This is a genomic window from Brevibacterium salitolerans (assembly GCF_039531405.1).
GTDB lineage: Bacteria > Actinomycetota > Actinomycetes > Actinomycetales > Brevibacteriaceae > Brevibacterium > Brevibacterium salitolerans.
Genome location: NZ_BAAAPZ010000008.1, coordinates 317,106 through 331,837, shown reverse-complemented (window position 1 = coordinate 331,837; position 14,732 = coordinate 317,106). Strand labels below are relative to the sequence as shown.

13 protein-coding genes are annotated in these 14,732 nt (G+C 67.8%); 3 read left to right on the top strand and 10 right to left on the bottom strand.

Going from position 1 to position 14,732, the window contains the following annotated elements:
- Positions 1-5: 5 nt before the first annotated feature.
- From rplB to rpsL, 9 genes are all read right to left on the bottom strand, one after another.
- Positions 6-842: a 50S ribosomal protein L2 gene (gene rplB, locus ABD240_RS11450; RefSeq protein WP_291796789.1), complete on the bottom strand. Its 837-nt coding sequence runs from the start codon at positions 840-842 to the stop codon at positions 6-8.
- A 32-nt stretch (positions 843-874) separates the two neighbouring features.
- Complete coding sequence (rplW, locus tag ABD240_RS11445) at positions 875-1,177, bottom strand: 50S ribosomal protein L23 (RefSeq protein WP_291796786.1); 303 nt, start codon at positions 1,175-1,177, stop codon at positions 875-877.
- The gene (gene rplD, locus ABD240_RS11440; RefSeq protein ID WP_291796784.1) at positions 1,174-1,845 is read right to left on the bottom strand and encodes a 50S ribosomal protein L4; all 672 of its coding nucleotides are present in this window, start codon (positions 1,843-1,845) and stop codon (positions 1,174-1,176) included. Before rplD ends, rplW begins: the two co-directional genes overlap by 4 nt.
- A gap of 2 nt (positions 1,846-1,847) precedes the next feature.
- A complete protein-coding gene (gene rplC, locus ABD240_RS11435) occupies positions 1,848-2,522 on the bottom strand; it encodes a 50S ribosomal protein L3 (protein WP_344337324.1) in 675 nt (224 codons plus the stop codon).
- A gap of 10 nt (positions 2,523-2,532) precedes the next feature.
- Entirely contained in the window at positions 2,533-2,841 is a 309-nt protein-coding gene (gene rpsJ / locus ABD240_RS11430) for a 30S ribosomal protein S10 (protein WP_009379191.1), read from the bottom strand.
- A 464-nt stretch (positions 2,842-3,305) separates the two neighbouring features.
- On the bottom strand, positions 3,306-4,499 hold the full coding sequence (tuf, locus tag ABD240_RS11425) for an elongation factor Tu (RefSeq protein ID WP_291796778.1): 1,194 nt from the start codon (positions 4,497-4,499) through the stop codon (positions 3,306-3,308).
- Between the two features lie 132 nt (positions 4,500-4,631).
- The gene (gene fusA / locus ABD240_RS11420; protein WP_344337321.1) at positions 4,632-6,737 is read right to left on the bottom strand and encodes an elongation factor G; all 2,106 of its coding nucleotides are present in this window, start codon (positions 6,735-6,737) and stop codon (positions 4,632-4,634) included.
- Positions 6,738-6,818: 81 nt separating this feature from the next.
- Positions 6,819-7,292: a 30S ribosomal protein S7 gene (gene rpsG / locus ABD240_RS11415; protein WP_291796772.1), complete on the bottom strand. Its 474-nt coding sequence runs from the start codon at positions 7,290-7,292 to the stop codon at positions 6,819-6,821.
- Positions 7,292-7,666 carry a 30S ribosomal protein S12 gene (rpsL, locus tag ABD240_RS11410; RefSeq protein WP_291796768.1) on the bottom strand — a complete coding sequence of 125 codons (375 nt, stop codon included), beginning with the start codon at positions 7,664-7,666 and terminating at the stop codon, positions 7,292-7,294. The genes rpsG and rpsL overlap by 1 nt, the downstream gene beginning before the upstream one ends.
- A gap of 498 nt (positions 7,667-8,164) precedes the next feature.
- Here rpsL and ABD240_RS11405 point away from each other — a divergent pair, with 498 nt between their 5' ends.
- The 3 genes from ABD240_RS11405 (at position 8,165) to ABD240_RS11395 (ending at position 10,476) form a co-directional block, all read left to right on the top strand.
- On the top strand, positions 8,165-9,028 hold the full coding sequence (locus tag ABD240_RS11405) for a DUF1707 SHOCT-like domain-containing protein (RefSeq protein WP_344337319.1): 864 nt from the start codon (positions 8,165-8,167) through the stop codon (positions 9,026-9,028).
- Positions 9,029-9,095: 67 nt separating this feature from the next.
- Positions 9,096-10,121, top strand: a complete 1,026-nt coding sequence (locus ABD240_RS11400; RefSeq protein ID WP_291796762.1) for a 6-phosphofructokinase — start codon at positions 9,096-9,098, stop codon at positions 10,119-10,121.
- A 220-nt stretch (positions 10,122-10,341) separates the two neighbouring features.
- Positions 10,342-10,476, top strand: coding sequence for a hypothetical protein (locus ABD240_RS11395; protein ID WP_291796759.1), 135 nt, complete (start codon positions 10,342-10,344; stop codon positions 10,474-10,476).
- A gap of 332 nt (positions 10,477-10,808) precedes the next feature.
- Here the strand turns inward: ABD240_RS11395 and ABD240_RS11390 are convergent, their stop codons facing one another.
- Entirely contained in the window at positions 10,809-14,681 is a 3,873-nt protein-coding gene (locus ABD240_RS11390) for a DNA-directed RNA polymerase subunit beta' (protein WP_291796756.1), read from the bottom strand.
- Positions 14,682-14,732: the final 51 nt, after the last annotated feature.

Sequence of the window (14,732 nt, the reverse complement as noted above, 5' to 3'; positions counted from 1 at the left end):
CCCTATCAGCGCTTCTTGCCGGTGCGACGGCGACGCACGATGTACTTGTCGCTTTCCTTGTTGGGACGGCGCGTGCGGCCCTCCGGCTGGCCCCAGGGGCTCACCGGGTGACGGCCGCCGGACGTGCGTCCCTCGCCACCGCCGTGCGGGTGGTCGATCGGGTTCATCACGACACCGCGCACGGTCGGGCGCTTGCCCTTCCAGCGCATGCGGCCTGCCTTGCCCCAGTTGATGTTGGACTGCTCGGCGTTGCCGACCTCGCCCACCGTCGCGCGGCAGCGTGCGTCCACGTTGCGGATCTCACCGGACGGCATGCGCAGCTGCGCGTACGGGCCGTCCTTCGCCACCAGCTGGACCGAAGCGCCGGCGGACCGGGCGATCTTCGCTCCCCCGCCGGGGCGGAGCTCCACTGCGTGCACCACGGTGCCGACAGGGATGTTCTTCAGCTGCAGGCTGTTGCCGGGCTTGATGTCCGCACCCGGGCCGGCTTCCACCTTGTCGCCCTGCTTCAGCTTGTTCGGGGCGATGATGTAGCGCTTCGCTCCGTCAGCGTAGTGCAGCAGCGCGATGCGCGCGGTGCGGTTCGGGTCGTACTCGATGTGTGCGACGCGGGCCTCGATGCCGTCCTTGTCATGGCGACGGAAGTCGATGACGCGGTACTGGCGCTTGTGGCCGCCGCCCTGGTGACGGGTCGTCACACGACCGGCTGAGTTGCGTCCGCCTTTTTTCGGGAGGGGACGAAGAAGCGACTTCTCCGGGGTGGAGCGGGTCACTTCGACGAAGTCGGCGACGGAGGCACCGCGGCGCCCCGGTGTCGTCGGCTTGTGCTTACGGATTCCCATTGTCTTTCAATCCTTACGTTCGCTCGGACGACTCAGAGAGCGCCGCCGAAGATGTCGATGTCGCCTTCCTTGAGGCTGACGATCGCACGCTTCGTGTCGTTGCGCTTGCCGATCCCGAAGCGGGTGCGGCGAGTCTTTCCCTGACGGTTGAGGGTGTTCACCTTCGCGACCTTCACGGAGAAGATCGACTCGATCGCGTACTTGATCTCCGTCTTGTTCGCACGGGGATCGACGAGGAAGGTGTACTTGCCTTCGTCCATGAGGGCGTAGGTCTTCTCGGAGACCACGGGAGCGATGATGATGTCGCGCGGGTCCTTGATGGTCACGGTGCTCACTGTGCGTCCTCCTCAGAGCTCGCCGCAGCCTTGCCGGCGTTACGGGCGAGGAAGGCTTCGAGCGCTGCAGCCGTGAAGACCACGTCGTCGGACATCAGCACGTCGTACGTGTTGAGGTTCTCGACGAACAGGACGTGGACGTGCGACAGATTGCGCGCGCTCAGGTAGTTCACGTCGTCCTCGCGGGTGAGCACGACGAGCTTGTTCTTCCGGTCGCTCAGCGCCGACAGCGCAGCACGTGCGGCCTTGGTCGACGGCTTCTCGCCCTCGACCAGGGTGGTCACGACGTGCACGCGGTCGAGCCGCGCGCGATCGGAGAGGGCACCGCGGAGGGCGGCGGCCTTCATCTTCTTGGGCGTGCGCTGCGAGTAGTCGCGCGGGACCGGGCCGTGCACCACGCCGCCGCCCGCGTACTGCGGAGCGCGGATGGAGCCCTGACGCGCGTTGCCGGTGCCCTTCTGGCGGTACGGCTTCTTGCCGCCGCCGGACACCTCGGCGCGGGTCTTGGTCTTGTGCGTGCCCTGGCGCGCGGCGGCGAGCTGCGCGATGACGACCTGGTGAATGAGCGGGATGTTCGTCGGCACATCGAACACGGAGCCGGGGAGCTCCGCCGAGCCGGACTTCTTGCCCGCTGCGTCCACGACGTCGATGGTCTTCGTGTCAGCCATGATCAGGCCTCCTTCGCTGCGGAGCGAACGAGAACGACTCCGCCCTTGGGGCCGGGAACGGCGCCCTTGATGAGCAGCAGGCCGTTCTCAGCGTCGACAGCGTGAACCGTGAGGTTCTGGGTCGTGTGCTTGACAGCACCCATGCGACCGGCCATGCGCATGCCCTTGAAGACGCGGCCGGGCGTTGCGGCCCCGCCGATCGAACCGGGCTTGCGGTGGTTGCGGTGCTGGCCGTGGGAGGCGCCCACGCCCTTGAAGCCGTGGCGCTTCATGACACCTGCGGTGCCCTTGCCCTTGGTCTTCGCGGTGACGTCGACCTTGGTGCCCGCGGCGAACACCTCGGCGGTGATCTCCTGACCCAGCTCGTACTCCGCCGCGTCCGCGGTGCGGAGCTCCACGAGGTGGCGACGGGGTGCGACGCCCGCCTTCTCGAAGTGGCCGGCGGAGGGCTTATTCACCTTGCGGGGATCGATCTCGCCGGCGGCGATCTGCACGGCGGTGTAGCCGTCGACCTCTTCGCTGCGGACCTGCGTCACGACGTTCGGCGCGGCCTGCACAACCGTGACCGGAACGAAGTTGCTGTTCTCGTCCCACACCTGGGTCATGCCGAGCTTGGTGCCCAGGATGCCCTTGACGGTGCGGGTCGTGGGGAGAGCCTTGGAGCGAGTGTTAGCCATGTCCTCCCCCTCAGAGCTTGATCTCGATGTTGACGTCGTCGGCCAGATCGAGTCGCATGAGCGAGTCGACGGCCTTCGGCGTCGGATCCACGATGTCGATGAGGCGCTTGTGCGTGCGCATCTCGAAGTGCTCGCGGCTGTCCTTGTACTTGTGCGGCGAACGGATGACGCAGTACACGTTCTTCTCCGTAGGCAGCGGCACCGGGCCCACGACCGTGGCACCCGCGCGCGTGACCGTGTCGACGATCTTGCGTGCGGCGCTGTCGATGACAGCGTGGTCGTATGACTTGAGCCGGATGCGGATCTTCTGTCCCGCCATGGCGAAAGTCTCTTCCTTTTGTTCTTCCCGGCCATCAACGCACTCCTGTGACGGATGAGCGTCTGTGCCGGCTTTACGTGACCGCCCCCGAGGTCGGGCGTGTCGCCCTCGCCTTGCGGCTGGGCGCACTCGTGCAACGGCTGCCCGGCCGAACCCGCTGAGCAGATTCCACGGCCGGCACGGCTCCGGGGCTGTTCGCGGCCCGAGGACCGCAGTGCAGGGGTGTGGGCCCCGGAACGCAACCCGTCCATCTTGGCACAGGCTGGACAGCGCCTGCAAACCCGGGAGCCGCACACCGGCAGTGCACGTGAGCTGCGCCCCTCCGCCAAGGTGACCCACGCCATCGGGAACCGCCGGGCACAGCAGAGGGCCCTGGGAGATCTCCCAGGGCCCTCTGTGCATCATCGCTGGTCAGCGCTGCTGTTCAGCGATTCGGCCGCGCTCTGTGCGCGAACGAGGAGCGATCAGTCGTTGATCTTCGTCACACGACCGGCGCCCACCGTGCGGCCACCCTCGCGGATGGCGAAGCGGAGGCCGTCCTCCATGGCGACGGGCTGGATCAGCTCGACCGACATGTCGGTGTTGTCGCCGGGCATGACCATCTCGGTGCCCTCGGGCAGCGTGATGACGCCGGTGACGTCCGTGGTCCGGAAGTAGAACTGCGGACGGTAGTTCGAGTAGAACGGGTTGTGACGGCCGCCCTCGTCCTTGGACAGGATGTAGACCTGGCCCTCGAAGCTCTTGTGCGGCGTGATCGAACCGGGCTTCACGATGACCTGGCCGCGCTCGACCTCGTCACGCTTGGTGCCGCGGAGGAGCAGGCCGACGTTCTCACCGGCGCGCGCGTCGGGGAGGGTCTTGCGGAACATCTCGATCGCGGTGACCGTGGTCTTGGAGGAGTTCTCCTTGATGCCGACGATCTCGATCTCCTCGTTGGGGAGGAGGATGCCGCGCTCCACGCGACCGGTCACGACGGTGCCGCGGCCGGTGATGGTGAAGACGTCCTCGACGGGCATGAGGAACGGCTTGTCGATCTCGCGCTCCGGCTCCGGAACGTTCTCGTCGACGGCCTCCATGAGGTCCTCGACGGACTTGACCCACTTCTCGTCGCCCTCGAGCGCCTTGAGAGCGGACACCTGGACGACGGGAGCGTTGTCGCCGTCGAACTCCTGCGAGGAGAGGAGGTCGCGGACCTCGAACTCGACGAGCTCGAGGAGCTCCTCGTCCTCGACCATGTCGGACTTGTTGAGAGCCACGACGATGTAGGGCACGCCCACCTGGCGGGCGAGCAGCACGTGCTCGCGTGTCTGCGGCATGGGGCCGTCGGTGGCGGCGACCACGAGGATCGCGCCGTCCATCTGCGCCGCGCCGGTGATCATGTTCTTGATGTAGTCGGCGTGACCCGGGGCGTCGACGTGAGCGTAGTGACGCTTCTCCGTCTGGTACTCGACGTGCGAGACGTTGATCGTGATGCCGCGCTGCTTCTCCTCAGGTGCGTTGTCCACCTGGTCGAAGGCCTTGGCCTCGTTGAGGTCCGGGTACTTGTCGGCCAGCACCTTGGTGATCGCCGCGGTAAGGGTCGTCTTACCGTGGTCGACGTGACCGATGGTGCCGATGTTGACGTGAGGCTTGGTCCTGTCGAATTCGGCCTTTGCCACTGGGTTCCTCCTGGTGATTGGTTCTGGATATGCGGTTCATATCCTAGGACCTGACTTGGGTGGTTTGTCGACGGCCGCGGGCGCGCAGGAGTGTGACCCTGCTCGCCCGCCGCCGTCACGGACGGGAGAGCGTCACTCTCCGCCGCGGGTCTTCTGGATGATCTCGTCGGCGACGTTCTTGGGAACCTCGCCGTAGCCCTTGAAGACCATCGAGTACACGGCACGTCCCTGGGTCTTGGACCGCAGGTCGCCGATGTAGCCGAACATCTCCGAGAGCGGCACGTCGGCCTTCACGACCTTGATGCCGGTCGCGTCCTCCATCGACTGGATCTGTCCGCGCCGCGAGTTCAGGTCGCCGATGACGTCGCCCATGTACTCCTCGGGAGTGCGGACCTCGACGTCCACGACGGGCTCGAGGAGCACGGGGTTGGCCTTCGGCACAGCCTCCTTGAGCACCATCGAACCGGCGATCTTGAACGCCATCTCCGACGAGTCCACGTCGTGGTACTGGCCGTCGAGCAGCGTGGCCTTGATGCCCACCAGCGGGTAGCCGGCGAGCACGCCGAGCTGCATCGCGTCCTGGATGCCCGCGTCCACGCTCGGGATGTACTCGCGCGGCACGCGGCCGCCCGTGACCGCATCGTGGAACTCGTAGATCTTGTCGCCCTCGACCTCCATCGGCTCGATGGAGATCTGCACCTTGGCGAACTGGCCGGAGCCGCCGGTCTGCTTCTTGTGCGTGTAGTCGACCTTCTCCACCGCGCGGCGGATGGTCTCGCGGTAGGCCACCTGCGGCTTGCCGATGTTCGCCTCGACCTTGAACTCGCGCTTCATGCGGTCCACGAACACGTCGAGGTGCAGCTCGCCCATGCCGCCGATCTCCGTCTGCCCGGTCTCCTCGTTGAGGTTGACCGTGAAGGTGGGATCCTCCTTCACCAGCTTCTGGATGGCGGTGCCGAGCTTCTCCTGGTCACCCTTGGTCTTCGGCTCGATCGAGACGAAGATGACCGGCTCCGGGAAGGACATGGACTCGAGGACGATCGGATCCTGCGGGGTGCACAGGGTGTCGCCGGTCGTGGTCTCCTTGAGCCCGATGAACGCGTAGATGTGGCCGGCGAAGGCCTCATCGACGGGGTTCTCCTTGTTGGAGTGCATCTGGAAGAGCTTGCCGACGCGCTCCTTCTTCCCGCTCGTGGTGTTGACGAGCTGGTCGCCCGTCTTCACCGTGCCCGAGTAAACGCGGACGTAGGTGAGCGAACCGAAGAACGGGTGCGTCGCGACCTTGAAGGCCAGCGCCGCGAAGGGTCCGTCCTTCTTGGGCTCGCGGGTGATGATCTCGTCCTCCTTGCCCGGGACGTGGCCTTCGACGGCCGGCACGTCCAGCGGGGAGGGGAGGTAGTCGATGACGGCGTTGAGCATGGGCTGCACGCCCTTGTTCTTGAACGCAGAGCCGCACATGACGGGGAAGGCCTCGGAGGCGATGACGAGCTTCCGGATGCCGGACTTGATCTCGTCCTTCGTGAGCTCGCCCTCCTCGAGGTACTTCTCCATGAGCTCGTCACTGGCCTCGGCGACGTCCTCGATGAGCTGCGCACGATACTCCTCGGCGCGCTCCTTGAGATCCTCGGGGATCTCGACGGTGGTCATGTCCTGACCCTTCTTGGACTCGTCCGGCCAGATGTAGGCCACTTCCTCGATGAGGTCGACGACGCCCGCGAAGTCGTTCTCCGCGCCGATCGGCAGCTGGATCACGAGGGGCTTGGCACCGAGGCGGTTCTTGATGGTGTCGACGGTGTAGTAGAAGTCCGCACCGAGCTTGTCCATCTTGTTGACGAAGCACACGCGCGGGACGTCGTACTTGTCGGCCTGACGCCACACGGTCTCGGACTGGGGCTCAACGCCCTCCTTGCCGTCGAAGACCGCAACTGCGCCGTCGAGCACGCGGAGCGAGCGCTCCACCTCGACGGTGAAGTCGACGTGACCCGGGGTGTCGATGATGTTGATCTGGTTGTCTTCCCAGTAGCAGGTCGTCGCGGCGGACGTGATCGTGATGCCGCGCTCCTGCTCCTGCTCCATCCAGTCCATCGTCGAGGCGCCGTCGTGCGTCTCGCCGAGCTTGTAGTTCACACCGGTGTAGTAGAGGATGCGTTCCGTCGTCGTCGTCTTGCCGGCATCGATGTGGGCCATGATGCCGATGTTGCGGACCTTCTTGAGGTCGCTGAGCACGTCAAGTGCCACGGTGTCTCTCTCTCGTATCGATCGCGTCGATCGCCCTGTCCCGCGGCGGGCGGTGGCCCGCCGCGGGACTCAGCGACTGGTTCACCAGCGGTAGTGTGCGAATGCCTTGTTGGACTCGGCCATCTTGTGGGTGTCCTCACGGCGCTTCACGGCGGCACCGAGACCGTTCGCGGCGTCCATGATCTCGTTCTGGAGGCGCTCGGTCATGGTCTTCTCACGACGCTGGCGGGCGTAGCCCACGAGCCAGCGCAGAGCCAGCGTGGTGGAGCGGTTCGCGCGCACCTCGACCGGGACCTGGTAGGTCGCACCGCCGACGCGGCGGGAGCGGACCTCCAGCGAGGGACGGATGTTGTCGAGCGCCTTCTTGAGCGTGACGACCGGATCCTGGCCGTTCAGCTTCTCGCGGCTGCCCTCGAGCGCGGCGTAGACGATGCGCTCAGCGGTGGAGCGCTTGCCGTCGAGCAGCACCTTGTTGATGAGCTGCGTGACGATCGGCGAGCTGTAGACCGGGTCGATGACGACCGGTCGCTTGGGTGCGGGGCCCTTGCGCGGCATTACTTCTTCTCCCTCTTGGCTCCGTAGCGGCTGCGGGCCTGCTGACGGCCCTTGACTCCCTGCGTGTCGAGGGAGCCGCGCACGATCTTGTAGCGCACACCGGGGAGGTCCTTCACACGACCGCCGCGGACGAGCACGATCGAGTGCTCCTGCAGGTTGTGGCCCTCGCCGGGGATGTAGGCCGAGACCTCGATCTGGCTGGAGAGCTTCACACGTGCGACCTTGCGGAGCGCCGAGTTGGGCTTCTTGGGAGTGGTCGTGTACACGCGGGTGCACACGCCGCGCCGCTGCGGGCTGCCCTTGAGGGCAGGCGTCGCGTTCTTCGCGGCCTTGTCCTGTCGTCCCTTGCGGACGAGCTGCTGAATTGTGGGCACTGAGATGGTCTCCGATGCTTCTCGCTGTTGCTAATCCCGGACCGCCGGAGATCCTCCGACGCCGCACTGCCCGAGCATGTCCCTCCGGGATCAGGTGAAGCTGCCGCCTGATCCCGGCGTCTGCAGGGGCGACGGTCCCCGAGGTCGGGCGTGTCGGAACTGCAGACTGCGCACACTGCACCCGGACGGGTGCTCATACGCCCCGGCATCCGGACCCGTGACTCCCCCTGCGTGCAGAGCGAGAGGGCGGGTGCGCGATGCGCGGGCACGACCGTCTCGCCTGAGACAGTCGCGTACCAGGTTATCCCGGCCCTCGGCATGCGGTCAAAGCGATGTGGTGCATGCCTCACATCCTTCCCGCGACGGCGCGCGCCCCGTCGCGGGAACTGCGCACGGGGAGCTGCCTCCGCGTCCGCCCGGCACCCGCCGAGGCGCTCCGGCGGACGCACCCGGGGAACGCGTGATCCCCACCGGAGCGCACTCGGTAGGCTGGGAGCCATGAGCAGCACGCAGCCCAGCGACCGCGGTGACCGGCCGGACGAGCACGGCGGCCCCCAGGACGCCCACGCCGGCCGTCCGGGCCCGCACACGGATCGGCCGGAGGGACTCCCCCGCGGCGCAGACGGCACGGCGGGTTCGTCGCCGTCCCCGGATGCTCCCCGCAGCCGGCGTCTGCGTGCCGGCGACGCGGAGCGCGAACAGGTGCTGCAGATCCTCGGCGCCGCACACGGCGCCGGTCGCCTCGACCCGGACGAGATCGACGAGCGGCAGAACGCGGTGCTGCGGGCCAAGTTCGTCGACGAGCTGCCCGAGCAGATCGACGATCTGCCGGAGGGCGCCGCACTCGCGGCCGAGCTCTCTCGCCAGGCCGCCGCGGCCTCGGGCACGGGGACGGGCGGCACGGCACGGTCCGGCCCCGCTCCGGCCGGGCGCGACCTCGCTCCCGCCTGGAAGGGACCCGGCGGCGAGATCCTTCCCGCGCACCAGGGCACCGGACCGGAGCGCACCCGCGTCGACATCATGAGCGGCTCCGAGGTGCACGTCGAGCCGGGCACGCCCCGGGTGCTGAGCTACGCGCTCATGGGCGGGAGCGAGATCTATCTGGGCGATGTGCTGGCCCCGGGCGTGCAGGTGGTGGTGGAGACCTATGCCATGTGGGCGGGCAACGAGATCTACGTGCCGCCGGGCGTCAAGATCGTGGACGAGACGATCAACATCATGGCCGGCAACGAGATCGGCAGGCACGCCCGCGGCGACGGGTCCAACGGCGTCCTCGTACTCAGGGGCTTCAGCCTCATGGCGGGCAACGAGGTCAAACTCGACCCGGACTGGCGGCCCGGGCCGGCGCAGCTGGGCCGCTGACGGCACGCCGCTGATCCCACCCACGAGCCCGGAAGCACTCACACGGCACGACGACTCAGGAGGCTGTATGCGGATCGGAATCATGACCTCGGGCGGGGACGGCCCCGGCCTCAACGCGGTGATCCGCGGGGCCGTGCGCAAGGGGGTGCGCGTGCACGGCGCGGAGTTCACCGGCATCCGCGACGGCTGGCGAGGGCTCCTCGAGGACGAGCTCTTCGACCTGCCCACCACCGCCGTCAGGGGCATATCGGGCAGGGGCGGCACCATCCTGGGCACCTCCAGGACGCACCCCTACTCCGGTGGCGGGCCCGCGCGGATGCGCGAGGTGATGGCGGCTCGCGGCCTCGACGCCGTCATCGCGATCGGTGGGGAGGGGACCCTCGCTGGCGCGGCCCGCCTGGCCGAGGAGGAGGGGCTTCCCGTCGTGGGCGTGCCCAAGACCATCGACAACGACCTCGGCGGCACGGACTACACGTTCGGCTTCGACACCGCGGCGGCGATCGCGACGGAGTCCATCGACCGCCTGCGCACCACGGCCGAATCCCACCACAGGTGCATGGTCGTCGAGGTGATGGGTCGCCACGTGGGGTGGATCGCGCTCCACGCGGGTATGGCGGCCGGAGCCCACGCCGTCCTCATCCCGGAGTTCCCCGTGAGCACCGAGAAGATCTGTGAGTGGGTCCGCTCCGCACGTGACCGGGGGCGCGCCCCCATCGTCGTGGTGGCGGAGGGCTTCGTGCCCGAGGACAGGGACGAGGCGGTCGCCGTGCACGGCATCGGAGCGGACGGCAGGCCCAGGCTGGGAGGCATCGCGGACGAGATCGCTCCGCTCATCGAGGAGCGCACCGGTGTGGAGACGCGCTCCGCCGTGCTGGGCCACCTGCAGCGGGGCGGCTCCCCCACCGCCTATGACCGGGTGCTCTCCACCCGGCTGGGCATGGCCGCCTCGGACCTCGCCGTCGAAGGCGCCTGGGGCCAGATGGCCTCGCTGCACGGCACGGACATCGTGCGGGTGCGGATGGCCGATGCCGTCGACCGGCTCAAGCGGGTGCCGCTGAGCCGCTGGGAGGAGATGCAGGTGCTGCTGGGCTGAGCGTTCGGTGGCTCAGCCGGCGGCGCAGCGGTGCGGTAGCGAGGCAGCGAGGCAGCGAGGCAGCGAGGCACAGTATGCGTCACAGCGAACGCTTCCGGGCAACTCACCATGCGCACACTCGGCTGTGGATCCGCACCCCGGGATCCACAGCAGGCACCTGGGCCCTTCCCGCGTCAGCACGACCTCTACAGCAACCGGAGGATTCGCTCGCGACGGGGAGGTGCTCGTTCGTGAGAAGCGCCGTCAGCACGCGCTGGAGAAGGCCGGATTCACGGTCATCCGCCTGCTGTGGCGTGACGTCGTCGACGCACAGTGCCTGCGGCTCGCTCTTGCCGCCCAGGGACTGCTGATCTGACCGGGCTCCCGGCACGAGGATGCGCCGAGGTCGCATGCCGGACCGCACTTGTTCGCACGCCGTCGGTGCCAGCCAGCACCCCATTGCACCCCGGCGCCGCGTTTGCACGCTGCAGCGGGTGAACACGGAGGCGCGGTGCGGCGTGCCGGAGGACAGGTGCGAACCCGGAGGCCACGCCGCGAGGCGGAGGCGCGGTGCGGCGCGTGGCGGCGGTGCAGCGAACAGCGGGGTGATACGCGGACGGCCCGCACACCGTGCGGTGTGCGGGCCGTCCGACTCGCGGGGGTGCCTCTGCCCACCGGCCCGGGGAGAACCGGCGGCAGAGACCTCCGTCAGCTGAAGGGACCGAAGTCGTAGTCCTCCAGCGGGATGGCGGCTCCCGTGTCCCCGCCCAGCGGCGGGTAGAAGTCACCGTAGGAGTTGGCGAACATCTCCTGCTTCGCCTCCTCCGTGGGCTCCACGATCATGTCGCGGAACTTGTGCATGCCCGTGCCCGCCGGGATCAGCTTGCCGAGGATCACGTTCTCCTTCAGGCCCAGCAGCGGGTCCGACTTGCCCTCGAGAGCGGCCTGCGTGAGGACGCGGGTCGTCTCCTGGAACGAGGCAGCGGACAGCCAGGACTCGGTCGCGAGCGAGGCCTTCGTGATGCCCATGAGCTCATCACGTGCGGAGGCGGGCTGACCGCCCTCCGCGACCACGCGCTTGTTCTCCTCCTGGTAGCGGCCGCGATCCACGAGGTCGCCCGGGAGCAGGTTGGTGTCGCCGGAGTCGATCACCGTCACGCGGCGCAGCATCTGCCGCACGATGACCTCGATGTGCTTGTCGTGGATGCCCACGCCCTGCGAGCGGTACACCTTCTGGACCTGGTCGACGAGGAAGCGCTCGGCCTCGCGGCGTCCGCGGATGCGGAGCACCTGCTTGGGGTCGATGGCACCCTCCACCAGCTGCGCACCTGCCTCGATCCGCTGCCCGTCCTCCACCAGGAGGCGCGTGCGGCGGCCCACGGCGTGCTCGATCTCCTCGGCCCCGTCGTCCGGGACGACGATGACGTAGCGCGTCTTGCGCGTGTCGTCGATCTTCACCCGGCCCGCGGCCTCCGCGATGGGGGCGAAGCCCTTGGGGGTGCGTGCCTCGAAGAGCTCGGTCACACGGGGCAGACCCTGCGTGATGTCGCCGCCGCCGGCGGCCACGCCGCCGGTGTGGAACGTGCGCATGGTCAGCTGCGTGCCGGGCTCGCCGATCGACTGGGCGGCGACCGTGCCGATCGCCTCTCCCACGTCCACGACCTTGCCCGTGGCCATCGAACGGCCGTAGTGCATCGCGGAGATCTGCACGTCGGAGTCCGCGGTGAGGACCGAGTGGACCTTGAGCTCCTCGATGCCGTTGGCGATGAGGAGGTCGACCACCTCGCCGGTGACGTCCGTCTTCGCCGGGACGAGCACCTCGCCGTCCGCACCGACCACGTCCGCGACGGTGAGGCGGCCGTAGACGCTGGTCTCCACGAACTCGTGCGGCTCCAGCGTGCCGTCCGCCGCCTTCTGCGCGATCGGAAGGGTGATGCCCTTCTTCGAGTCCGTCTCCTCCGCACGGACGATGACGTCCTGCGAGACGTCCACCAGTCGACGCGTGAGGTAGCCGGAGTCCGCGGTCCTCAGCGCGGTGTCCGCGAGGCCCTTGCGGGCGCCGTGGCTCGCGATGAAGTACTCGAGGACGGTGAGGCCCTCACGGTAGTTCGACTTGATGGGACGCGGAATGATCTCACCCTTGGGGTTCGTCACCAGACCGCGCATGCCGGCGAGCTGACGGACCTGCATCCAGTTACCGGACGCGCCGGAGTTCACGAGGCGCAGGACGGAGTTCTCCTCGGGGAAGTTCTGCTCCATGGCCGCCGACACCTGGTCGGTGGCCGCGTCCCACACCTTGACGAGCTCCGCACGGCGCTCGTCGTCCGTGAGCGCGCCGATCTCGTACTGCTCCTCGACCTTCGCGGCGAGCTCCTCCGCGGAGTCCAGCAGTTCCTTCTTGGACTCCGGCGCCACGATGTCGCTCATCGCGACGGTGATGCCGGAACGCGTGGCCCAGTAGAAGCCGGCCGCCTTGAAGTTGTCCAGGGTCTGCGCCGTGACGACCTTGGGGAAGCCCTCCGCGAGGTGGTTGACGAGCCGCGAGAGGCCCTTCTTGTCCACCGTGCGGTTCACGTACTCGAAGCCCTCCGGGAGCGCCTCGTTGAAGATGGCGCGGCCGAGCGTCGTCTCCACGACGGCCGGCTGGCCCTCCTCCCAGTCCTCCGGCAGCTCGAGGTCCGCGCTCGGGACGAGCCCCTCGAGACGGAGCCGGATGCGGGCGCCGAGGTCGAGCTCGCCCAGGTCGAAGGCCATCTGGGCCTCGCCCATGCTGCCGAACACGCGGCCCTCGCCGGGAACGCCGGTGCGCTCGCTGGTGAGGTGGTAGATGCCGATGATCATGTCCTGGCTGGGCATGGTCACGGGCTTGCCGTCCGAGGGCTTGAGGATGTTGTTCGAGGACAGCATCAGGATCCGGGCCTCCGCCTGCGCCTCCGTGGAGAGCGGCAGGTGGACGGCCATCTGGTCGCCGTCGAAGTCCGCGTTGAACGCGGAGCAGACGAGCGGGTGGATCTGGATGGCCTTGCCCTCGATGAGCTGCGGCTCGAACGCCTGGATGCCCAGGCGGTGCAGGGTGGGTGCGCGGTTGAGCAGCACCGGGTGCTCGGTGATGACCTCTTCGAGGACGTCCCACACCTGGCCGTGCTGGCGCTCCACCATGCGCTTGGCGGACTTGATGTTCTGCGCGTGGTTGAGATCCACGAGCCGCTTCATGACGAAGGGCTTGAACAGCTCGAGCGCCATGGTCTTGGGCAGACCGCACTGGTGCAGCGAGAGCGTGGGGCCCACCACGATGACGGAACGGCCCGAGTAGTCGACGCGCTTGCCCAGCAGGTTCTGACGGAAGCGTCCCTGCTTGCCCTTGAGCATGTCCGAGAGCGACTTCAGCGGACGGTTGCCCGGTCCGGTGACCGGACGGCCGCGGCGGCCGTTGTCGAAGAGGGAGTCGACGGACTCCTGCAGCATCCGCTTCTCGTTGTTCACGATGATCTCAGGGGCGCCGAGGTCGAGCAGGCGCTTGAGGCGGTTGTTGCGGTTGATCACACGACGGTAGAGGTCGTTGAGGTCGGAGGTCGCGAAGCGTCCGCCGTCCAGCTGGACCATCGGGCGCAGGTCCGGCGGGATGACCGGGATCGCGTCGAGGACCATGCCCTCCGGCGAGTTGTCCGTCGTCATGAAGTCGTTGACGACCTTGAGCCGCTTGAGGGCACGGGTCTTGCGCTGGCCCTTGCCGGTCTTGATGAGCTCGCGCAGCATCTCGGACTCGGACTCCAGATCGAAGTCGCGGAGACGCTGCTGGATCGCCTGCGCTCCCATCGAACCGGCGAAGTAGAGGCCGAAGCGGGCCACCATGTCCCGGTAGAGCGACTCGTCGCCCTCGAGGTCGGAGACCTTGAGGGACTTGAAGCGGTCCCAGACCTTCTCGAGGCGGTCGAGCTCGCGATCGGCGGACTTGCGGAGATTGCCCATCTCCTTCTCCGCCTGCGTCTCGAGCTTCTTCTTCGCGGCGGCGGTCGCGCCCTCGGCCTCGAGGGCCTTGAGGTCCTCCTCCAGCTTCTTGGCACGGCGGTCGACGTCCGCATCGCGGCGGTTCTCGATCTGCTTCCGCTCCACGTCGATCTGGTTCTGCAGGGTGGGCAGATCCCTGTGACGCGACTCCTCGTCGACCCACGTGATCATGTAGGCGGCGAAGTAGATGACCTTCTCGAGGTCCTTGGGAGCGAGATCGAGCAGGTACCCGAGGCGCGAGGGCACGCCCTTGAAGTACCAGATGTGGGTGACCGGGGCGGCGAGTTCGATGTGGCCCATGCGCTCACGGCGCACCTTGGCACGGGTCACCTCGACGCCGCAGCGCTCGCAGATGATGCCCTTGAAGCGGACGCGCTTGTACTTGCCGCAGGCGCACTCCCAGTCCCGGGTGGGACCGAAGATGCGCTCGCAGAAGAGGCCGTCCTTCTCCGGCTTCAGGGTGCGGTAGTTGATCGTCTCCGGCTTCTTGACCTCACCGTGGGACCAGCGGCGGATGTCGTCCGCAGTGGCGAGGCCGATGCGCAGCTCATCAAAGAAATTGACGTCAGGCACGTGATTCCTTATCTGTTTTCGTAGCGGTCCGCGTGCGGACCGCCCAAAGAC